Annotated in this window: 23 protein-coding genes, 1 other RNA gene and 3 pseudogenes; 7 read left to right on the forward strand and 20 right to left on the reverse strand. The window is 71.3% G+C overall.

From position 1 onward, the window contains the following. Window positions 1–29 precede the first annotated feature (29 nt). Genes G5V59_RS12860 through G5V59_RS12870 form a run of 3 tightly spaced genes read right to left on the reverse strand, consistent with a single transcriptional unit; the run spans window position 30 to window position 3,105 of the window. Entirely contained in the window at window positions 30–1,406 is a 1,377-nt protein-coding gene (locus G5V59_RS12860) for a DUF6531 domain-containing protein (RefSeq protein WP_278256684.1), read from the reverse strand. Then, the gene (locus tag G5V59_RS12865) at window positions 1,298–1,885 is read right to left on the reverse strand and encodes a hypothetical protein (RefSeq protein WP_278256685.1); all 588 of its coding nucleotides are present in this window, start codon (window positions 1,883–1,885) and stop codon (window positions 1,298–1,300) included. The genes G5V59_RS12860 and G5V59_RS12865 overlap by 109 nt, the downstream gene beginning before the upstream one ends. After that, window positions 1,882–3,105: a hypothetical protein gene (locus G5V59_RS12870; RefSeq protein WP_278256686.1), complete on the reverse strand. Its 1,224-nt coding sequence runs from the start codon at window positions 3,103–3,105 to the stop codon at window positions 1,882–1,884. The genes G5V59_RS12865 and G5V59_RS12870 overlap by 4 nt, the downstream gene beginning before the upstream one ends. Window positions 3,106–3,378: 273 nt before the next feature. Between G5V59_RS12870 and G5V59_RS12875 the strand changes: the two genes are divergently transcribed. After that, entirely contained in the window at window positions 3,379–3,963 is a 585-nt protein-coding gene (locus G5V59_RS12875; RefSeq protein WP_278256687.1) for an NAD(P)H-binding protein, read from the forward strand. A 22-nt stretch (window positions 3,964–3,985) separates the two neighbouring features. Here the strand turns inward: G5V59_RS12875 and G5V59_RS12880 are convergent, their stop codons facing one another. The 13 genes and pseudogenes from G5V59_RS12880 to ftsE form a co-directional block, all read right to left on the reverse strand. Next, window positions 3,986–4,150 carry a GPGG-motif small membrane protein gene (locus G5V59_RS12880; protein ID WP_278256688.1) on the reverse strand — a complete coding sequence of 55 codons (165 nt, stop codon included), beginning with the start codon at window positions 4,148–4,150 and terminating at the stop codon, window positions 3,986–3,988. Window positions 4,151–4,266: 116 nt separating this feature from the next. Continuing rightward, entirely contained in the window at window positions 4,267–4,401 is a 135-nt protein-coding gene (locus tag G5V59_RS12885; protein ID WP_278256689.1) for a hypothetical protein, read from the reverse strand. Then, window positions 4,398–5,234 carry a zinc metalloprotease gene (locus G5V59_RS12890; RefSeq protein ID WP_278256690.1) on the reverse strand — a complete coding sequence of 279 codons (837 nt, stop codon included), beginning with the start codon at window positions 5,232–5,234 and terminating at the stop codon, window positions 4,398–4,400. Before G5V59_RS12890 ends, G5V59_RS12885 begins: the two co-directional genes overlap by 4 nt. A gap of 208 nt (window positions 5,235–5,442) precedes the next feature. Beyond that, window positions 5,443–5,813: a transfer-messenger RNA gene (gene ssrA / locus G5V59_RS12895) on the reverse strand. Between the two features lie 84 nt (window positions 5,814–5,897). After that, window positions 5,898–6,128, reverse strand: a complete 231-nt coding sequence (locus tag G5V59_RS12900; protein ID WP_278256691.1) for a trypsin-like serine protease — start codon at window positions 6,126–6,128, stop codon at window positions 5,898–5,900. Continuing rightward, a complete protein-coding gene (locus G5V59_RS12905; protein ID WP_278256692.1) occupies window positions 6,040–6,246 on the reverse strand; it encodes a hypothetical protein in 207 nt (68 codons plus the stop codon). The genes G5V59_RS12900 and G5V59_RS12905 overlap by 89 nt, the downstream gene beginning before the upstream one ends. Window positions 6,247–6,320: 74 nt before the next feature. Next, the gene (locus G5V59_RS12910) at window positions 6,321–6,734 is read right to left on the reverse strand and encodes a hypothetical protein (protein WP_278256693.1); all 414 of its coding nucleotides are present in this window, start codon (window positions 6,732–6,734) and stop codon (window positions 6,321–6,323) included. Window positions 6,735–6,780: 46 nt separating this feature from the next. After that, the gene (locus tag G5V59_RS12915; RefSeq protein WP_278256694.1) at window positions 6,781–7,659 is read right to left on the reverse strand and encodes an amidohydrolase family protein; all 879 of its coding nucleotides are present in this window, start codon (window positions 7,657–7,659) and stop codon (window positions 6,781–6,783) included. Then, window positions 7,652–8,174, reverse strand: a pseudogene (gene smpB / locus G5V59_RS12920) (SsrA-binding protein SmpB). Before smpB ends, G5V59_RS12915 begins: the two are co-directional and overlap by 8 nt. A 27-nt stretch (window positions 8,175–8,201) precedes the next feature. Beyond that, window positions 8,202–9,044, reverse strand: a complete 843-nt coding sequence (locus tag G5V59_RS12925; protein ID WP_278256695.1) for a M23 family metallopeptidase — start codon at window positions 9,042–9,044, stop codon at window positions 8,202–8,204. After that, a complete protein-coding gene (locus tag G5V59_RS12930; RefSeq protein WP_278256696.1) occupies window positions 8,960–9,463 on the reverse strand; it encodes a hypothetical protein in 504 nt (167 codons plus the stop codon). Before G5V59_RS12930 ends, G5V59_RS12925 begins: the two co-directional genes overlap by 85 nt. A gap of 103 nt (window positions 9,464–9,566) precedes the next feature. Beyond that, window positions 9,567–10,121 carry an FtsX-like permease family protein gene (locus G5V59_RS12935; RefSeq protein ID WP_278256697.1) on the reverse strand — a complete coding sequence of 185 codons (555 nt, stop codon included), beginning with the start codon at window positions 10,119–10,121 and terminating at the stop codon, window positions 9,567–9,569. Window positions 10,122–10,571: 450 nt separating this feature from the next. Further along, a pseudogene (gene ftsE, locus G5V59_RS12940) lies at window positions 10,572–11,234 on the reverse strand (cell division ATP-binding protein FtsE); the annotation flags it as partial. Between the two features lie 91 nt (window positions 11,235–11,325). On the opposite strand from ftsE, the gene G5V59_RS12945 reads away from it, so the two are divergent. The 4 genes from G5V59_RS12945 to G5V59_RS12960 all read left to right on the forward strand — a co-directional run bounded on the left by G5V59_RS12945 (window position 11,326) and on the right by G5V59_RS12960 (window position 13,925). Beyond that, window positions 11,326–12,015 carry a hypothetical protein gene (locus G5V59_RS12945; protein ID WP_278256698.1) on the forward strand — a complete coding sequence of 230 codons (690 nt, stop codon included), beginning with the start codon at window positions 11,326–11,328 and terminating at the stop codon, window positions 12,013–12,015. Between the two features lie 349 nt (window positions 12,016–12,364). Beyond that, the gene (locus tag G5V59_RS12950; RefSeq protein WP_278256699.1) at window positions 12,365–12,934 is read left to right on the forward strand and encodes a M12 family metallo-peptidase; all 570 of its coding nucleotides are present in this window, start codon (window positions 12,365–12,367) and stop codon (window positions 12,932–12,934) included. After that, window positions 12,900–13,709: a hypothetical protein gene (locus tag G5V59_RS12955; protein ID WP_278256700.1), complete on the forward strand. Its 810-nt coding sequence runs from the start codon at window positions 12,900–12,902 to the stop codon at window positions 13,707–13,709. Before G5V59_RS12950 ends, G5V59_RS12955 begins: the two co-directional genes overlap by 35 nt. A 39-nt stretch (window positions 13,710–13,748) precedes the next feature. Then, on the forward strand, window positions 13,749–13,925 hold the full coding sequence (locus tag G5V59_RS12960; RefSeq protein WP_278256701.1) for a hypothetical protein: 177 nt from the start codon (window positions 13,749–13,751) through the stop codon (window positions 13,923–13,925). Window positions 13,926–13,928: 3 nt separating this feature from the next. Here G5V59_RS12960 and prfB read toward each other — a convergent pair. Next, window positions 13,929–15,002 (reverse strand): annotated as a pseudogene (gene prfB / locus G5V59_RS12965) (peptide chain release factor 2). Between the two features lie 263 nt (window positions 15,003–15,265). Here prfB and G5V59_RS12970 point away from each other — a divergent pair. Next, the gene (locus G5V59_RS12970; RefSeq protein ID WP_278256702.1) at window positions 15,266–16,189 is read left to right on the forward strand and encodes a hypothetical protein; all 924 of its coding nucleotides are present in this window, start codon (window positions 15,266–15,268) and stop codon (window positions 16,187–16,189) included. On the opposite strand, the gene G5V59_RS12975 is transcribed toward G5V59_RS12970, so the two are convergent. Continuing rightward, window positions 16,132–16,701: a hypothetical protein gene (locus G5V59_RS12975; protein ID WP_278256703.1), complete on the reverse strand. Its 570-nt coding sequence runs from the start codon at window positions 16,699–16,701 to the stop codon at window positions 16,132–16,134. The two genes, G5V59_RS12970 and G5V59_RS12975, sit on opposite strands and share 58 nt — an antisense overlap. Between G5V59_RS12975 and G5V59_RS12980 the strand changes: the two genes are divergently transcribed. After that, a complete protein-coding gene (locus G5V59_RS12980; RefSeq protein WP_278256704.1) occupies window positions 16,676–17,626 on the forward strand; it encodes an Ig-like domain-containing protein in 951 nt (316 codons plus the stop codon). The two genes, G5V59_RS12975 and G5V59_RS12980, sit on opposite strands and share 26 nt — an antisense overlap. On the opposite strand, the gene G5V59_RS12985 is transcribed toward G5V59_RS12980, so the two are convergent. Together G5V59_RS12985 and G5V59_RS12990 are read right to left on the reverse strand one after the other, a co-directional pair. Beyond that, complete coding sequence (locus G5V59_RS12985) at window positions 17,609–17,785, reverse strand: hypothetical protein (RefSeq protein WP_278256705.1); 177 nt, start codon at window positions 17,783–17,785, stop codon at window positions 17,609–17,611. The two genes, G5V59_RS12980 and G5V59_RS12985, sit on opposite strands and share 18 nt — an antisense overlap. Before the next feature lie 111 nt (window positions 17,786–17,896). After that, a complete protein-coding gene (locus G5V59_RS12990) occupies window positions 17,897–18,217 on the reverse strand; it encodes a hypothetical protein (protein ID WP_278256706.1) in 321 nt (106 codons plus the stop codon). Window positions 18,218–18,790: the final 573 nt, after the last annotated feature.

Genomic DNA, 18,790 nt, shown 5'->3' on the forward strand with positions numbered 1-18,790 from the left:
CGCCTTGAACCACAGACTCGACGGTCATGTCACGGCTCTTCTTCGACGTCCCGCCGGGCAGCCGGATCGCCTGCGCGCCGCTCAGGGTCGCGGCGGTGTTGGTGCTGTTGGCCACGACGCCGGGCGCGCCGAAGGTGACGCCGGCGTCGTAGGTCGCCTCGTCCTTGCCGAGGTTGACCGCGACCTCGCTGACGGCCTTGGTGTCGCCCGTCGACTCGCCCAGACGCCAGTAGGAGTCGGGCTTCGTGTCGAGGACGGAGGTCCGGTAGTGCGAGCCGTCGGCGTACTCGTAGGCGGTGCAGCTTGTTGGTCGGCGAGCACACCTTCGTGAGCAGGGCGCCGTCGTAGGTGTAGGTCCAGGTCGTCACCACGGCACCCGCGGCGTCGAGGGTGGAGACCGTGCCCACCCGTCCGGCGGCGTTCCAGCCGAACTTCAGGCCGCGGCCGCTGTTGCCGCTGACGACCTTGTCGGTCTTGCCGCCCGCGTCGTAGGTGAAGGTCTCGGCGCGCCCGGTGACCGCCTTCACCGACTGGAGCCGCCCGCTGGCTTGGTCGAAGGTGTAGACCGATCCGGCCTGGTCGGTCATCGTCCAGGTGGTCGTGCCGTTGGCGACGAACGAGACGTTGCGTCCCCGGGGCGCGGCGTAGGTGCCGTTGGAGTTGCGGCCGAAGCGCGCCTGCTGGCCGTCGGGCATGGTGACCAGCGCGCTGCCGGTCGCGTTCTCGGCCTTGACGTCGTACTTGGTCGACCAGCCGGCACCGAAGATCCCGTCGGCACGCGGGTCGACGCTGTTGTAGGTCCGCGCGACCGTCAGGTCCGGGCCCGAGGTGGCCACCGCGGCGTCGATGGCGGCGGTCGAGTAGTTGCCGAGCGAGGGGTCGAACTCGCGCTCCTGCGCGCCGTACGCCGCACCTGCCAGGTGCGAGGTGAGCGCCGGCTGCGGAGCGTCGGTGAAGAAGGTCAGCGTCGGCGAGGTGGTCGGCCCGGAGGTGAAGTTCCAGAAGTACTGCGTGCTCCAGACCAGGCTTGCCGGACGGCACCACCCAGCCGGAGGCGGTCGTCGCCGTGCCCGAGGTGAAGCAGCCGGCGGACATCGCGCTGTTGGTGCAGACCTTGAAGCCTGTACGTCGTGGTGCCCGGCGTCGCGTCGACGTCGATGGCCTTCGCGAACAGACTCGGGCTGCAGGGTGGGCGCGGAGTAGCCGTTCTGCGGGTACATCTGGGTGACGACCGGGGGCACGTCGAAGACCTGCAGGGCGAGCCGTACCGGCGCCACCTGCTGGTCGGTGAACCAGATCAGCGGGCTGTTGCGAACGACCGAGAAGTCGAGGAAGTACATCCCCGCGGGCATCGCCTTGAGGTTCGCCGACACCGTGGTCGTGGCGCCACGGGCCAGGGCCGGCATCGTCGCTGCGTTGAAGGCTCGTCAGCGCGGCGTACGACTTGCCCTTGCCGTCGAAGACCCGGTACCGCAGCGAGTAGTCGCCCGCGGCCCAGGCGAAGGCGCTCTTGTTGGTGACGGTGACCTTGATGGCGCCGTTCTGGTTCTGCATGACAATCGGGTTCGGCGTGGGGTTCGAGATCTTGTACGCCGCGTTGTAGGGGCTGTGCGTGACGTACAGGGTCGGCTTGTTGGCCGTCGAGCCCGGGCCGACGAACTTCTTCCAGCCCGACCCGGTGACGGCGAAGCCCTTGTTGGCGCCGCCGTTGACCCAGCCCTGCACGATGTCGCGGCCCTTGACGCCGAGCTCGAAGAGCGAGCCCTGCACCGGGCAGTCGGTCGACGTGCCGAGGTCCGGCACGTAGCCGTAGGCGAAGGAGGTGGAGTCGAGCTTTGCTGCCGAGCGCGGGTGCGTTCCCGAGGTTGTAGGAGCCCGGCGTCATCGACCAGTTCTCGGTGACCTCGTTGATCGCGACGGCGCGAGGGGTGCAAACTGTTGGACTTGAAGTTGACCAGGCTCATGTTGACGCCGTAGATCGTGTTGTTGGTCAGCGCCGAGACGTCCCAGCGCAGGTACGTGCGCGCGTTGTTGGACCCGCCGACCTCGAAGTCGGCCGAGCCGTTGTAGGCGCCGCCGGACTGGACGGTCATCGCGCTGGCGTCCTTGAGCCTGCTTCGGGGTCAGCACCGTCGGGTCGACCTGCACCGGGTATGCCCGCTCGGGGGCGGCGAGCCAGTCCGCGTCGACGCTCACGCGGAGCACGTCGTCACCGACGAGGCGGTAGTCCACCGCGGTCGAGGTCACCCCGGCGGCATCCGTGGCGTAGCCGCTCGGGATGGTCGCCACGACCGCGCCGTCGGCGTCCTCCAGGTTCACCTGACCGTCGGCCAGGCGCGCGGTCAACCCGTTCAGGTGCAGGTCGAAGTCGAAGACGCGCGGGGCGCGGGCCGAGCGCAGGACGATCGTCTCCTTGGCGCCGGCGGCCTGCGCCTGGATCTGGACGTCGGTGTCGCGCAGCACGTCGCGGTAGGTCGCCACGTCACCGTCGACGGCGGGCGGCACGCCCCGGGCACCGGCGAGGCTCCACCCGATCGAGCGGTCGCCGTCGAGGGTGACCTCAGCCAGCCGGTCACCGCCGACCGCGATGTCGAGCCCGCCGCCGGTCGAGGCCCAGTCGCCGGAGGAGTCCTTCTCGAACGACGGGTCGATCGGCTTCCAGTCACCATCGGCGTCCTGGTAGTTCAGCGGACCGGGAGCGATCGCGGTCGTCTCGGTGCCGTCAGCGTTGGCGAAGGTCTTCGTCGTCGCGGTACGACGCGACGCGATCTCCTTGCTCGTCCTCGGGTCGAACCGCCCGGTGGTCGGCGCAGGAGCCGTCTCGACCTTGCCGACGTTGCGCCCGGTCGCAGGCTTGGCCACCGGGAAGTAGGAGCGCAGGGAACGCGGGACGTGGGTGTTCTTCTTGCCGTCGACGCGATGGGACTTGCCCGCCGCCGTGCCGCGGTCGGACTGCCTCGGCGCCGGCTTGGGCTTGTGCGCGGCGACACCCGCGCCGGCCGCCGGCTCGCCGAGGGCCGGTGCCTGCTGCAGGACCAGGGCGACCAGGACAACGAGGATGAGCGCGAAGAGCGCGCGCGACGAACGACCCGACAGATGACCCATGCCCGAGAACCCCCAACGAGCTCGCGCCGGGCCCCGTGCCCCTGCAGTCCGCGCTCGTAACGCCCGAACGATGCCACGGTGAGGCAGGAACTGTCACCGAATTCTGTGTAAAACCTTGGCGGAACCTGAAGATCTCCTGGGAGGACGCTGCAAGGCAGCGTCTCTCACCCCCTCACCGGCCCCTCCGTAGATTGGATCCATGCTCGTCGCCATCGTCGGAGGCAACGGCCAGATCGCCCGGCTGCTGCACCCCTCGTCGTCGCCCAGGGCCACGTGCCCGTCGCCCTCGTCCGCTCGGAGGAGCAGCGCACCGCGCTGGAGGAGCTCGGGGCGGAGGTGCGCCTGCTCGACATCGAGAACGCCTCACTCGAGGACTTCGAGGCGGCCTTCGCCGACTGCTCGGCGATCGTCTTCGCCGCGGGCGGCGGCCCGGACGGCAACAAGGAGCGCAAGCGCACCGTCGACCTCGGCGGGTCCGTCAAGTCGATCGAGGCAGCCACTCGGGCGGGCATCCGCCGGTTCGTGCAGGTCTCCGCCATCAGCGTGGACGAGCCGGTGCCCGCGGGCACGGACGAGGTGTGGGCGGCCTACGTCGAGGCCAAGCGCGACGCTGACATCGCCCTGCGCGAGAGCCGGCTCGCCTGGACGATCATCCGCCCCGGTCGGCTCACCGACGATCCCGCCACCGGCCGGGTCGCGCTCGGCCCGGACGTCGAGCGCGGCGACGTCACCCGCGCCGACGTCGCCGCCGTCCTGGCCGCGGTGCTGGACCGCCCGGACACGGTCGGGCGGCAGTGGAACCTGGTCGGCGGCGACGTACCGGTCGACGAGGCGGTGGACCGGGCGGCGAGGGGCTAGCCCCGGCCGCCCGGTCGCGCGGTCAGACCGTCCGGCCCCCGCGCCCGTTGAAGATCGAGACACCTCCGGGGCCGACCAGGAGGCCGACGACGATCAGCACGATGCCGAGCAGGATGCTTCCCTGGATCAGGGTGACGATGCCGGCGATGACCAGGACCACCGCGGCGATCCACAACAGAGTGCCCATGACGCTTCCTTTCGTTCGCCCACCTCGGTGTGGGTTCTCGTGAGGTACCCGTCAGCACGACGCACAGACGGCCCGCCCGGCACCGAAGTGCCGAGCGGGCCGCAGCTCACGCGGGGTCAGGCCCGCCAGGCCTGCCAGTACGTCGCCATCCGGGCGCTCTGGCCCGGGGTGAACTGGTTGTAGCAGGAGTCGTAGGCTGTAGTCCATGTAGTTGTGGATCGGGTCCAGGCCCGGAGCGGTGCACGAGTCACGTCCGGTCGGGCACCCGCTGCTCGAGCCTGCGCTGGGCGGGCGTGTCCGCGACGTCGTCGCCGCCGGTGCAGCCGCCCTCGAAGGTGTGGAAGAGCCCGAGCCAGTGACCGGCCTCGTGGGTGGCGGTCTCACCGAGGTTGAAGTTGGTCTCCGAGCCACCGGGGACGGTGGCGTAGTCGACGCGGATGCCGTCGTAGCTGCCGATCAGGTTGCCCTGGGAGTCGCGCGAGTCGTACTCGAAGGGGAAGGTCGCGATCCCGTAGCCGTCCATGTCGATGAACCAGATGTTCAGCGCGTTGCGACCGCCCTTGCGGGTCTGCTGGCGGTAGCCGATGCCCGACTCCTCCTCGCCCGGGTCGTTGTGCCAGGTGGTGTTGTTGAACCGGTCGGTGCTGGCCAGCTGGAAGGTGAAGCCGGTGTTCGCGGCCTGGGACGACTCGCCGCCGGCGTAGGTGTTGTTGAGGACGGCGATCTGCTGGGCGATCGTCGCGTCGGTGACGTTGCCGTTGCCGTTGGCGTCGCGGATCACGTGCACGTAGACCGGGATGGTGACGGCGGCCGTCAGCGCCGCACGGCTCGACGAGATGCCCTTCTTCTTCAGCCGGGCGGCGGTCTGCTTCTCGATCGCGGCTCGCTTCGCCGCGCTCACCGGTGCGTGGTCCTCGTGGCGCCCGCGCGCGGCGCCGCCGTGGCCGTCGCGCTCGAGGCAGGGCTGCGCGGTCGGCGCGTGGTCGGCGTCGTACTGCGCCTGGGCAGGGGCACCGAGGCCCAGTGCGGCGATCGCCGTCGCGGCCACCAGGGCCGGGAGACGACGGGTCAGGGAACGATTCATCCCGAGAACTTCCTTTCGATGTGAGGGAGATGAGTCGACGTCCGCTGTCCCCGGATCGACAAATTGTTAACCGGATCACACCGATGACCGGAAGACTTGCGGAGGAACGTCTCACATCGCGGATGTTCCGCCCTGCCGACCTGCGGCGTGCAGGGGCCGGAAACACGCACGCCGCCCACGGGACGAGGCCCGTGAGCGGCATGGTGAAGAGTGGAGCCTGCGGGGAATCGAACCCCGGTCCTCGAGCGTCGAGCCAGGTCTTCTCCGGGTGCAGTCAGTGCTGGCATTTTCTCGGCCCCGGCGCTCGCACTGACACGTCGCCGACAGGCCCAGCCGGGTTTGAGTCCCGCGCCACCCTCCCGGCGAGAGTGACGCAGCGAGTCTCCTAGATGACGCCTGGGTCCGGGACGGAGACGGATGCCCGGTCAGACGCTTCGATCACTGCTCAGGCAGCGAGAGCGAAGGAACTGCGCTTAGCGTTGGCAGTTATTGGTTTCCAGCGATCGTTTACGAGATGACGCTGGCTCCTCGACCCGCTTCCCCTGGGACAAACGTCCCAAGTCGAAACCGATCAGCCCCTCTTGAGTTGTGAAGACGTCAGTCTACCGGTCCGCAACGCCGCGGGCCCACCGGTTACTCCCGGCAGGCCCGCGGGAGCGGTCCTCAGAGGCCGAAGCCCGCCAGCCAGTCGCGGACGACGGGGATGTCGACGCGCTGGTAGCCGCCGAGGTAGCGGCAGTTGTCGGTGTAGCCGTACGACGTGACGGCGACGACCTTGCCGTCGAGCCAGACCGAGCCGCCGGAGTCACCGAAGCAGGTGCCTCCGGTGCCGAAGGGGTCCTTCTCGTTGCCGTTGGCCTGGATGATCTGCGCGGTGATCTTCTGCCCGGGCATGTCGACGTAGCGGCGCAGCAGCGGGTAGGCTCATCGGCGTGGGCTTCTGCGGGCCGGACTCGGGCTTGCGCACCTCGGTGCCGTAGCCGACGGCGCGGAAGAGGGTCTTGCGCGGCACCTTGACCGCGTCGGCCGCGTGGAGGCCGGCGAGGGGAGCGGGGGCGATGCCGGTGACCGGCTGGTCGAGGACGATCACGCCGACGTCGTTCCAGTTGTCGAGGTCGGTGAAGTCGCTGTACGCCGGGTGGGTGTACGCCGTGCCGGAGAGGTAGCCGGCCGCGGCGAGACTCGGCGGAGGTGTACCCCGCGGCGGGGTCGGCGGCGACGGGCAGCGGCGAGGGCGGCGCCAGGGCGATCACGCTGTCGAAGGTCACCAGCGTCTTGCCGAGGGTGCCGGACGTGCAGTGCGCGGCGGTGAGCAGGACGGTGGGGCTGACCAGGGTGGCCGAGCAGCGGAAGCGGCCGCCGGCGTCGTAGAACGCGATCAGACCGACGTTCGGGTGGAGGTCGCCGTCCGGCGTCCCGCCGGTGCTGGCGGAGGCGGGGGCGACGAGGCCGAGGGGGGACAGGAGGAGGGCGGCGAGGACCGAGGAGACGGGCGCGCATGCGCGTCAGTCCAGCACGAGGCCCACCCGTGCGGAACCCCTCGCTTTCAAGGAGTCTGCAGCAGCCGTACGGCGTTGTGCCAGCACACGTCGCGCAGCCAGTCGTCCCCCAGGTCCAGCCGGGCCAGCCCGGTGAGCCTGGTGGTGGTACGGGTAGGGAATGGTCGGGAAGTCCGAGCCGAGCAGCACCTTCGCCCTGGAGGTCCACCAACCGCGGCAGGAGGCTCCGCCGGGTAGGCGCCGCCCTCGTCGAAGAAGTCGGTGAAGACCATCGTGGTGTCGAGGTGGACGTTCGCGTAGGTCTCGGCGAGGACGAGGAAGTCGTCGTACTCCGGGGCGCCCATGTGCGCGATCACCAGGCACAGCCGCGGGAAGCGGCGCAGCAGCCGGGCCACCGAGTCGGGTCCGGTGAAGGCGTTGCCGACCGGACCGGAACCGGCGTGCACGGTCACCGGGGTGCCGGCGTCCTCGAGCACGCCCCAGACCGGGTCGAGGAGCGGGTCGTCGGCGACGAACTCGCCCACCTGCAGGTGGATCTTGAACATCCGGACGCCGTCGGCGATCCCCTCGGCGACGTACGACGCCGCCTCGGGCTCGGGGTAGAAGGTGGCCGAGCGCAGGATGTCCGGCGCGGTCGCGGCGAACTCCCGCGACCAGTCGTTGAGGTACGACGCGACGCCCGGCTTGTGCGCGTAGGGATGCGTCGGGAAGGCCCGGACCCCGAACTCGCGCAGCAGCGCGACCCGCTCCTCGTGGGACTGCCGGTAGCGGATCGGCCACGGCCGGCCGATCTTCGGGCCGGCCTCGTCGAAGACCGCCCACACCGCGCGCTGGATGTTCGGCGGCAGGAAGTGCACGTGCAGGTCCATCAGCCCGGGAAGCCCGAGCGCCTCCCAGAAGGCCCGGACCTCGGGGGCGTCAGTCACGCATGCCCTTGAGCCGGCGGCCGATCGCCTCTTCCTTCTCGCGGTCGGCGGTGCGCTCGGCGATGGCCTGCCGCTTGTCCCAGGACTTCTTGCCCTTGGCGAGGCCGATCTCGATCTTGGCCCGCCCCTTGACGAAGTACAGCGCCAGCGGGATCACGGTGTGCCCCTTCTCGCTGACCTTGCGCTCGATCTTGTCGATCTCGTCGCGGTGCAGGAGCAGGCTTCCGCTTGCGCCGGGCGGCGTGGTTGGTCCAGGTGCCCTGGGCGTACTCCGGGATGTGCACCCCGTGCAGCCACGCCTCCCCGCCGTCGATGTCGACGAAGCCGTCGACCAGGCTGGCCCGGCCCATCCGCAACGACTTCACCTCGGTGCCCTGGAGCACCATCCCGGCCTCGAAGGTGTCCTCGATGTGGTAGTCGTGGCGCGCCTTCTTGTTGGACGCGACGAGCTTTGTGCCCGTTGTCGTCCCCCTTGTTGAGGGTCGCTCCCGACTTCGCCTTGGCCATTCCGCCATTCTCCCAGAGCGGCGCAACGGGTTTGGTCAGAGGTAGGGGGCGGGGTTCACGGCCTCGCCGTTGCGCATCACGATGAAGTGCAGGTGGCAGCCGGTGGACCAGCCGGTGGAGCCGGAGTACCCGACGACCTGGCCGCGCTTGACGTGCTGGCCCTCGCCCACGGCGTACCCGCTCATGTGGTTGTAGACCAGCACGATCGAGGCACCGTTGACCTTGCCGATGGCGAGGTAGAGACGGTTGCCGTAGACCTCGTCGAAGTACTTGTCGACGACGGTGCCGGACTCCCCCGCGACCAGCCGCGCGCCGCAGCCGGTGCCGAAGTCGATGCCGTTGTGGAGGCCGTAGTAGCCGTAGATCGGGTGGATCCGCCATCCGTACGGCGAGGTGACCGGCCCCGGGCCGGGCTTGGCGAGCAGCCCGCCAGTGTCGCCGTTGTAGGCTGCCGCCCTGCTTGCGGGACAGCGCCATGATCTTGCGCTTGATCGAGGCCTCGCGCGCCTGGAGCCGGCGCAGCGCGGCCTGGTCGGCGGCACGGGCGCGGACCACCGCCGCCCGGGCGCTGGAGGTGCGGTTGACCAGCGAGCCTGACCTGGACGGCAGCGGTGGAGGCCTGGTTGACGAGCCCGGCGACCTTGACGACGTTGGCGTCCGCGGCGGACTTGGCGGCCGCCACGTCGTTGCGGGCGTCGCGGACCGCGGCCTCCTGGGTGGTGAGTCGCTTCTGCACCACGACCAGCCTGGTCGAGGGTCTGCTGCTGGCGGCCGGTGATGACGCCGTTGGCCGTCAGGCTGCGCAGCACCTCGTCCATCGACTCCCCGTCGGCGTACGCCGACAGCAGGGCCAGGTCCGGGTTCTCCCCCGTGGCCATCGTGATGATCGTGTCCCGGCTCGCCTCGCGCTGACCGGCGACGGCGGCCTTGGCCTTGTCCAGCGCGGCCTGGGCCGCGACGAGCCTTGGCCTGCGCACCCGCCAGGCTTCGTCGCCAGCGCCGCGGCCGCGGCCTGCGCGGTGGCGAGACTGGCCACGGACCGCGGTGTAGCGGGTGCGGGCCGCGGTGAGCCTGCTTCTGCGCGTTCGCCAGCCTGCCCCGAGATCTTCGCGACCTGGGCGCTGGCCTCGTGGATCTCGCCCTTGACGGAGGAGATCTGGCCCTTGACCTGGCTCTGCTTGTGCTTGAGGTCGTCACGGTCGTCGTCCGCGTGGGCGAGCGGGACGGTGAGTCCCACCACGGCCACGAGGGCGGCGAGGATCGTGACGAGCCACTGGGGATGAGCCCAAGCCGGCATCCGATCGAGGGTACGGCGGAGCCAGGGGGCGCTGGGGAAGAAGCGCACGGTACGACCAATCAGTGTTCGGGGAAGTGAACGAACCGACGGTAACCGCCGAGGATCAGACTTTGACGTATTTCCTCGTCAGCAGGAGTGTCGGGATCAGCGTGAGCGCCGGGCCGAGGATCACGATGCCGGGCGGGAAGACGCCGATCAGCGCCTCGCCGTAGTCGCCCCAGTCGACCCAGGGCAGGAAGGTGACCCGCTCGGCCATCCCCCGCTCCACGCCGAGGACCTGGAAGGCCGCGAGCGCACCGGCGGCCGGGCCGACGCCGATGATGGCCGTGACCAGGGCCTCCAGGAGGAAGGGGAGGGCGATGTAGAGCGTCGAGGCGCCCACCAGGCGCATGATGCCGATCTCCCGGCGGCGCGCCAGCGCGGCCAGCCGGATCGTGTTGGCCACCTGCAGCAGCGCGGCGAAGAGCAGCAGGCCCGAGCCGATCCAGGAGCCGTACTTGAGCACGGTCATGATGCCGAAGACCTGGCGCAGCACCTCGCGCTGGTCGACGATGCCGGAGACGCCGTCGAGGCCCTCCACGGCGCTGATCACGCCGTCGGCGCGCTCGGGCGACTTCAAGGTGACCTTGTAGGCGGCGGGCCACTTCTGGGGCGTCACGACGGGGTTGTCGCCCTCGAACGCCGAGGCCTGGTCCTTGCGCTTGGCGCGCTCGTAGGCGAGCCGGAAGCCCTCCTCCTTGGTCTGGAACGCGAAGGCTCTCGACCTCGGGGCTGGCCTTCAGGCTCCTGCTCGATGCGCTGCTTCTGGGCGTCGGTGGTCTCGCCGCTGGAGCAGTTGGCCACGCCGCGGCGCAGGGACGGGTCGTCCGGCGCGCAGAGGTTGACCTGGATCTGCAGGCTCGTTGCCGAGGTCGTCGACGGTGATCGAGGCCTCGCGCTGGACCAGGATCCCGATCCCGGCCAGTGTCAGCGACACGAAGAGGGTGACGATGACGGCCAGGTGCATGGACAGGTTGCGCCGCAGGCCGTTGCGGAGCCTCGGTGAAGACATAGCGCAGCCTGCATCGCTCAGCCCTCCTCGTGCTGGAAGCCGTAGGCTCCCGCCGGCCTCGTCACGCACGACGCGGCCGTGCTCGAGCTCGATCACCCGGCGGGTGAACTGGTCGACGATGCCGTGGTCGTGGGTGGCCATGACCACCGTCGTACCGGTCTGGTTGATGTCGCTGAGCAGGTTCATGATGCCGACCGAGGTCTGCGGGTCGAGGTTGCCCGTGGGCTCGTCGGCGATGAGGATCATCGGCCGGTTGACGTAGGCCCGGGCGACGGCGACGCGCTGCTGCTCACCACCGGAGAGCCTCGTCGGGCATCCGGTCGGCCTTGTCCTTGAGGCCCACCAGGCTCGAGGGTGGCGGGCACGACCTTGTCGATGTCGCGCTGGGACTTGCCGATCACCTGCTGGGCGAAAGCGACGTTCTCGCGGACGGTCTTGTTGGGGAGCAGGCGGAAGTCCTGGAAGACGGTGCCGATCTGGCGACGCAGCCGCGGCACCTTCCAGCCGGCCATCCGGTTGATCTCCTTGCCGGCGACGTAGACCCGGCCGGTCGTGGGACGCAGGCTCGCGGAGGACCAGCCGGAGGGCGGTCGACTTCCCGGAGCCGGACTGTCCGACGAGGTAGACGAACTCCCCCTTGTCGATGTCCAGGGTGCACTGCTCGAGTGCAGGCTTCCCCGGACCGGCATAGCGTTTGGTGACCTTCTCGAAGCGAATCACTGACCTGACGGTACGCCACGGACCTGTGCCGGCCGGGGAGGCCCGGGCTCCGGTGCGTCGGCCTGGGAGCCATGTCCTAGGGTGGACCGACGTGTCGACCGTCCTGCGCGCGCTGGGTCTCTCAGCACTCCTCACGCTCGTGCCGGTGGGCATCGGCGTCGGGGTCGCGGGCGACCGTACGCCGGCCCCGGAGGTCGCGTCGTACCAGGGCACCGACCTCGCCGACTTCGACACCGCCACCGCCGTCGTGCGCCGTGCGCCGTTCTGCTCGGTGGTGCCCCGTGAGGGCGTCACCGAGGCCCTCGGCGGAGCGGGCGACCTCACCGAGTACGGCAACGGCCAGCAGGCCAAGCCGCTCCCCCAGGGTGACGTGGCCCACGAGTACGGCTGTGTGTGGACCGCGGCCGACGGTGGCGACGCCCGGGCCTGGGTCTTCGCTCCCCCGGTGACCGGTGCCCGGGCGCAGGAGATCGCCAAGGCAGCGCCCGCCAAGGGTTGCGCGGCCACCCCGGGCGCGCCGGACTTCGGCGCGCCGTCGGTGGCGCTGGTGTGCACCGCGGGCACGGCGCGCACGGCGTCCTACCGCGGCCTCTTCGGTGACGCGTGGCTCAGCCTGCTCCCTCACCCAGCCGGTCGCGGTGCCGCAGGCCGACCTGGTCGCCCGGACCGGCCGGTGGTGCGTCGCGGTGGCACGGGCAGCGTCCGCCCCCGACGCCTGAGCGCACCGCCGAAAGTCAGGACCCGGGTCCCTCATCAAGCAGGACCGCGCAGCGCCGAATGACCAGGCATGCTGCGTCCTGGTCTCCTTGCTCTGACGGCCCTGGCCGTCTCGGCGGCCGGTCTCGCAGTGCCCGCCACGGCACTGGAGCAGGCCCCCGACCCCGACCCGTCGATCGTGAGCGCCGTGGACGGCACCACCTTCGCCGTCGACGACTGGCCGGCCCCGCCGGTCGGGCCGGTCGGGCCGAGCCTGCTCACCCGTGCGACGACCGCGGCGGGGGCGTCGTACGCCACCACGGACGCGTTCCGGCTGCACAGCCGGCGCGGAGCGGCGAAGACGGTGTACCTCGACTTCGACGGCGGGCAGTCTGCTGTCCACCAACGCCTGGCTCAAGAACGGCCTGGCCAGTGTGCTCTACCCCGGGTGGTCCCTCGACGGCTCCGCGGCCTTCTCCGCGACCGAACGGGCCGTCGTGATCGAGACCTGGCAGCGGATGGCCGAGGACTTCGCGCCCTTCGACGTCGACGTCACCACCGAGGAGCCGGCCTACGGCGGGTTGTTCCGGGGCTCGGTCGACGACCCGACGTACGGGACCCGGGTGGCGTTCACCTCCGGCAGCAAGGTGCAGGACGCACTGTGCGGCGGCGGGTGCGGCGGCATCGCCTGGATCGGCACCTACGACGCGATCACCAGCGGCGAGACCCGTAGCCCCGCCTGGGTGTTCCCCGGCTCGCTGGGCAACCGCGCCAAGAACCTCGCCGAGGCCGGCAGCCACGAGGCCGGGCACACCCTGGGCCTCAACCACGACGGGACCTCCTCGAGCGGCTACTACAGCGGTACGTCGCTGTGGGGGCCGATCATGGGGGCGCCGTACACCTCGGGGGTGAGCCAGTGGTCGCGCGGCAGCCTACAACGGCGCCAACAACCACGAGGACGACCTCGCCGTGATGCGCTCCAACGGCATCGGCCCGCGCCCTGACGAGGCCGGTGGCAACGCCGCGACCGCCGTGCCGCTCTCCTCCCTCAGCGGCGGTCGCGGCGTGATCACCAGCGCCGCCGACACCGACTGGATGACGGTGACCGACTGCTCCGGCACCGTCACCGTGCAGGCCGAGCCCGCCGACGTGGGGGCGAACCTCGACGTCGGGCTGCAGGTCCGCAACGCGGCCGGCACGGTGCTCGCCGCGGCCGCGCCGGACACCTACCGCGCCACCAGCGGGGTCACCGGGCTCTCCGCGACGATCTCGATGCCGCTCAGCGGCGGGCCCTACCACCTCGTCGTGTCGGGCACCGGCTCCGGCAAGGCCTGGTCCGCCGGCGGGTACGACGCCTACGGCAGCATCGGCGCCTACCGGGTGCTCGTCTCCGGTTGCACGGGCAATGTCGACCCGTCCGTCGGCAGCCCGAGCCCGCCGCCGCGGAGCACGCCGACCACGACCACCCGGCCCGGAGCCCCGCGCCGCCCCGCCGCGGCGTCCGGCGCCCGGGGTGGCCGGCGCACGATCGTGGCCGCCCGGCGCCCGCCCCAGGCACTCGGCGGGGCGCCCGTGACGCGGTACCTCGTCTCGGCGTACCGGGTGGGGGCGCGGGGTCGCGTCGTCGCCCGCACGGCGACCGCCAAGACGCTGGGCGCGGGCACCCACAAGATCTCCCTCGCCCTGCCCAAGGGGCGCTGGGTCGTGCGGGTGCGCGCGTGCAACCGGATGGGCTGGGGGCCCTACAGCAGCGCATCGGTGCGGGTCACCGCGCGCTGAGCCTTCTCATCGAGCATGTCGATGATGTTGACTTGCTTGGTGCACTTCTCGCTCGAGCACCGCTGGGCCTGGCGCGGGCTCGGCGCCGCCACGGCCGGCGTGCTGCTCCTCGCCGGCGAGGTGGTGGGCGCGCTCGGCGCCGTCGTCGCGTTCACCAGCGCGGAGGTGGTCTTCGACGCCGCCGCGCAGGAGGCCTGGCGGCGGCGGGAGCGGTGAGACTCAGGCGTCGGCGGTCTCCGCGCCACGGCGCCAGCGGATGCCGGCCTCCAGGAAGCCGTCGATCTCGCCGTCGAAGACGGCCTGCGGGTTGCCGGTCTCGAAGCCGGTGCGCAGGTCCTTGACGATCTGGTACGGGTTGAGCACGTAGTTGCGCATCTGGTCGCCCCAGGCTCGCCGCGACGTCGCCCTTGAGGTCCTTCTTGAGCGCGGCCTCCTCGGCCTTCTTCTTCGCGAGGAGCCTTGGCCTTGAGCACGATCATCGCGGCCGCCTTGTTCTGCAGGCTGCGACTTCTCGTTCTGGCAGGACACCACGATGCCGGTCGGGATGTGGGTCAGGCGGACGGCCGAGTCGGTGGTGTTGACCGACTGACCGCCGGGACCGCCGGAGCGGAAGACGTCGGTGCGGATGTCGTTCTCGTCGACCTCGATCTCGTCGGTCTGCTCCAGGCTGCGGCACGACCTCGACGGCGGCGAAGGAGGTCTGCCGCCGGCCCTGGTTGTCGAACGGGCTGATCCGGACCAGTCGGTGCGTGCCGGCGTCGACGGAGAGCGTGCCGTAGGCGTACGGCGCGTGGATCGCGAACTCGGCCGACTTGATGCCGGCCTCCTCGGCGTAGGAGACGTCGTAGACCTCGACGGGGTACTTGTTGCGCTCGGCCCAGCGGGTGTACATCCGCATCAGCATCTCGGCGAAGTCCGCCGCGTCGACCCCGCCCGCGCCGGATCGGATGGTCACGATGGCCTCGCGCTCGTCGTACTCGCCGGAGAGCAGGGTGCGCACCTCGAGGCCCTCGACGGCCTTCTTGATCCGGGCCAGGCTCGGTGTCGGCCTCGGCGAGCGTGTCGGCGTCGCCCTCCTCGACCGCGAGACTCGGCGAGCACCGCGAGGTCGTCGATGCGCTGCTGGAGGCCGCGGAAGCGCTCCACCTGGCCCTGCAGGGAGGACAGCCGCCCGGTCACCCGAGTGGCGTTGTCCTGGTCGTCCCACAGGTCGGGTGCGGCGACCTGGACGCCGAGGTCCGCGATCTCCTGCTCCATCCTGGGCAGGTCGAGGACCTGCTCGATGGTGTGCATCGTCGCAGTCAGGCTGCTTGATCTCGGCGTCGTAGTCGGGGCCTGCCACAAGGAGCAAGGTTACGGGGCGCCCTGCCGTGCGGCGATTCGGTAACCCCTCGGGCTCGCTCTGGAGACCCTTTGGCGAAAAAACATGAACGACTTTCACAAAAGGACTGTGCGGGTCGTCACAGACCTGGTTGACTCCCGCCACTCCCTCCGCCACACGGGCTCCCGTGTCCGTTCCTCTCGGGTGGCACCCCCCACTCACGGGACGGTGACGCATGCTCCCAGCGCCGATCGACCAGCCTCTTCAGCCCCGAGACCGCCACCGCGCGGCTCGCGCCTTCCGCCGACGGATGGCCTGGCTGAGCGTCCTCGCGACCGTGGTCGCCACCTTGGCGGCGTCCGGTTCCGCACCCGCCCAGGCGGCCCAGGCGAGCGGCGACGAGGTCCCCGCCTGGTCGACCGGCTGGGCGTGGACCTACGCCACGGTGTTCAACTACACCGCCGACGGCACCAACGTGACGATCAACGAGAACGTGACCTACACGGTCGCGGGCGTCGAGACCTACCAGGGCCAGCCGGCGTACAGGCTCAACCTGACCGGGACGATCACCGGCGGCAACGGCACGGCGGCCGTCGACGGCGTCGGCAACGCGACGCTCTCGAACTTCTCCGGCAGCGTCACCGGCACCCGCTTCATGCGGCGCTCCGACCTCGCGCTGCTCAAGGAGACCCAGAACCAGTCGCTCTCGGCGAAGGCGCAGGTCTCCATCCTCTCCACGAACATCACCGCGACCATCAACCTCTCGATGGACCCGCGCCGCGGCTGGCGGCTGACCCAGTTCCCGACCGAGGCGGGCGAACTCGTGGGTCAACGACACGGACGTCGACTACACCGGCGGCTTCAGTTACGACGCCGGCTCGCTCGGCGGCAGCGGCTCCTCCGACTTCGACGGCCTGCTCGCCTTCGACGGCCCGACCACGGTGGTGGACGAGAACGTCGCCGTCCCGGCCGGCACCATCAGCACCCGCAAGGCCCGCCAGCAGAGCGCGGACGGCGCCACCCGGGAGACCTTCTGGTACTCCCCCACGCACCGCTCGGCCGCCCGCCTGCTGCTGGAGATCCCGCTCGACGGCGGGTCGCTCACGCTCGACCAGAAGGCTCTCCTCGGCCAGCACTCCCACCCCCGCCACCACGTTGACCAGCACGATCACCCCCTCGCTCACGTGCGCGGGCGGCGACGTGACGATCACTGGCCGGCTGAGCAGCGGCGCGGCCGGCATCCCGGTCAACGTGGCCCTCGACCGCTCGCCGGTCACGCCGGGCGCCAGCGCGACCACGAGCACGACCACCACGGCGGGCGGCGGCTACAGCGCGACGCTGCAGGCACCGGCCGAGCCCGACGGCTACCAGCGCAGCGGCGTCCGCGGCAGCCTGGGGCGTCGTCACCACCGTCGGCGGGGCGTCCAGCACCTCGACGCTCCTCGTCACGCCGAAGAACTGCTCGGCGATCACCTCGACCGGTGACGCGGGCGCGGCCCAGGGCAGCAGCGCCACCGTCTCGGCCACGCTCCTGGACCGGGCCGGCGGCAACGTCGCGGGCAAGACGATCACCTTCGCGCTCTCCGGTGGGGCCACCGCCACGGCGACCACCGACGCGCAGGGCGTCGCGACGACCACCCTCGCCGTGGCCGGGCCGCCGCGCAACGCCACCCTCACCGCGTCGTACGCCGGCGACGGGGGCCTGGAGGCGGCGAGCACCACCTCCGCGTTCAGCGTCGGCACGATCACCACCACGACCACCGTCGCGGCCGACCCGGCGGTCGTCACCGTCGGCGACCCGGTGCGCTTCGACGCGAGGGTCACCCCGAGCCACGGCGGCACCCCGGCCGGCAGCGTGCAGTTCCGCGTGGACGGCTCCGACTTCGGCGCCGCGGTCGCGCTCACCGACGGCTCGGCCACCAGTGCCGCACTCTCCACGCTGGGCCTGGGCGAGCACACCGTGACGGCGGTCTACCTCGGCACGAGCGACCACACCGGCAGCACCTCGGCAGCGGTCTCCTTCCGGGTCCGCGAGCCGCTCAAGCCGACTGCCACCACCTCGACGGTGGACCCCGCCGCCGCGGTCACCGGGCAGCCGGTCACCCTGGGCGCGAACGTCTCCGCCAGCGGCGGCACGCCGACCGGCGAGGTGGTCTTCACCGTCGACGGCACCGAGGTCGCCCGCGCCGCGGTCGCGAGCAACGGCGCTGCCAGCACGACGGTCACCACCCTGCCGGTGGGCAGCAACCCCGTCGTGGCGACCTACGCCGGCGACGACGTGTTCGGTCCGAGCTCGGCCTCCCCGCGCACCGTGACCGTCAGCAAGGCGTCGGTCGCGATCACCCTGAGCGCCACCGACGACAGCACGGTCACCGGCGAGGCCGTGGGTGTCACCGCGACGGTCGACGTCCTCTCCCCCGGTGGCGGTACGCCGGACGGCGCGGTCCAGGCTGCTCGTCGACGGCAACCCCGTCGGCTCCCCGGTAGCACTGGTCAACGGCGCGGCGAGCTTCGCACCGCTGACCTCGCTCACGGCGGGCACCCACACCCTCGCGGCGTCGTACGCCGGCAGCGGGCGCTACCTGCCGGGCACTGACCAGGTGCAGCAGCAGGTCGGCCCGGCCGGCACGACCGTCGCGCTGGTCGCCAGCCCGTCGCCGTCGCTGCAGGACCAGGAGGTCCGGCTGACCGCGAGCGTCGCGGCCCTCAGCCCCGGCTCCGGCTCGCCGACCGGCACGGTCGACTTCGCCGCCAACGGCGAGTCGATCGGCTCGGCGCCGCTGTCCGGGGGCAGCGCCGTGCTGGAGGTCTCCGACCTGGCTCCGGGCTCCTACCAGCTCACCGCCACCTACGCCGGCGACGACGACTACACCGGCAGCGCGGCCTCCCCGATCAGCCACACGGTGATCGAGGGCACGGCGGTCGTCGCGACGACGACCACGCTGTCCTCCAGCGCCGACCCGTCGACGTACGGCGACCTGATCACCTTCCGCGCGGAGGTCGCCGCCGGCGACAGCAGCCCCCACGGCACGGTGCAGTTCTCCGTGGACGGCCAGGACCTCGGGGACCCGGTGGAGGTCGAGGACGGTGTCGCGGAGAGCGCGACCCTCGCCTCGCCCGACCCGGGCGACCACACGGTCATCGCGGCCTTCACGCCGGAGCCTGGCTTCGCGGGCAGCGGGGACATCCTCGTCCAGACCGTCCGGGCGGCCGGGGTCGACGTCGACCTGACCTCGACGAAGGCCGACGCACAGGTGGGTGACACGGTCCGGTTCCGCGTCGACGTCCGCTCCCAGGTCGCCGGGACCGGTTCGCCGACCGGCTACGTCCAGGCTCGCGGTCGACGGCCAGCCGCTGGGCGACGCCCTCGAGTCGGTGGACGGCACCGTCACCGGCCCGGCGGTCTCCGACCTCGCACCCGGCACGCACACGGTGACGGCGCTCTACTCCGGAGACGTGCACTTCACCCCGGAGCTCGCCGAGGCTCACCCAGCGGGTCTCGAAGGTCGCCACCACGACCACCCTCACGGTGGCCCCCGGCAGCGCCACCTACGGCGACACCGTGGCCCTCACCGCGAAGGTCACCGCGGCGAACGACAGCCTCGGCGTGCCCGGCGGCACGGTCACCTTCCGGGCCGGCACCACCGACCTCGGCACCGTGCCGCTGTCCACGACCGGCACCGCGCAGGCTCAGCACTGCCGCGCTCCCGGCAGGCACCCACCAGGCTGCGGGCGGTCTACAGCGGGGCGCCGGCCTTCG

Source organism: Nocardioides convexus, from assembly GCF_011090295.1.

Coding starts and splice junctions, on each gene's coding strand:
- G5V59_RS12880 (WP_278256688.1), bottom strand. CDS start 4,150: ATGGGCACTCTGTTGTGGATCGCCGCGGTGGTCCTGGTCATCGCCGGC.
- G5V59_RS12900 (WP_278256691.1), bottom strand. CDS start 6,128: ATGCCCGGGCAGAAGATCACCGCGCAGATCATCCAGGCCAACGGCAAC.
- G5V59_RS12930 (WP_278256696.1), bottom strand. CDS start 9,463: ATGCCGGCTTGGGCTCATCCCCAGTGGCTCGTCACGATCCTCGCCGCC.
- G5V59_RS12860 (WP_278256684.1), bottom strand. CDS start 1,406: ATGCCGGCCCTGGCCCGTGGCGCCACGACCACGGTGTCGGCGAACCTC.
- G5V59_RS12870 (WP_278256686.1), bottom strand. CDS start 3,105: ATGGGTCATCTGTCGGGTCGTTCGTCGCGCGCGCTCTTCGCGCTCATC.
- G5V59_RS12890 (WP_278256690.1), bottom strand. CDS start 5,234: ATGAATCGTTCCCTGACCCGTCGTCTCCCGGCCCTGGTGGCCGCGACG.
- G5V59_RS12970 (WP_278256702.1), top strand. CDS start 15,266: ATGCTCCCAGCGCCGATCGACCAGCCTCTTCAGCCCCGAGACCGCCAC.
- G5V59_RS12865 (WP_278256685.1), bottom strand. CDS start 1,885: ATGACGCCGGGCTCCTACAACCTCGGGAACGCACCCGCGCTCGGCAGC.
- G5V59_RS12925 (WP_278256695.1), bottom strand. CDS start 9,044: ATGGCCACGGGGGAGAACCCGGACCTGGCCCTGCTGTCGGCGTACGCC.
- G5V59_RS12990 (WP_278256706.1), bottom strand. CDS start 18,217: ATGTCCCCGCTGCCCGCGAAGCCAGGCTCCGGCGTGAAGGCCGCGATG.
- G5V59_RS12910 (WP_278256693.1), bottom strand. CDS start 6,734: ATGCGCGCCCGTCTCCTCGGTCCTCGCCGCCCTCCTCCTGTCCCCCCT.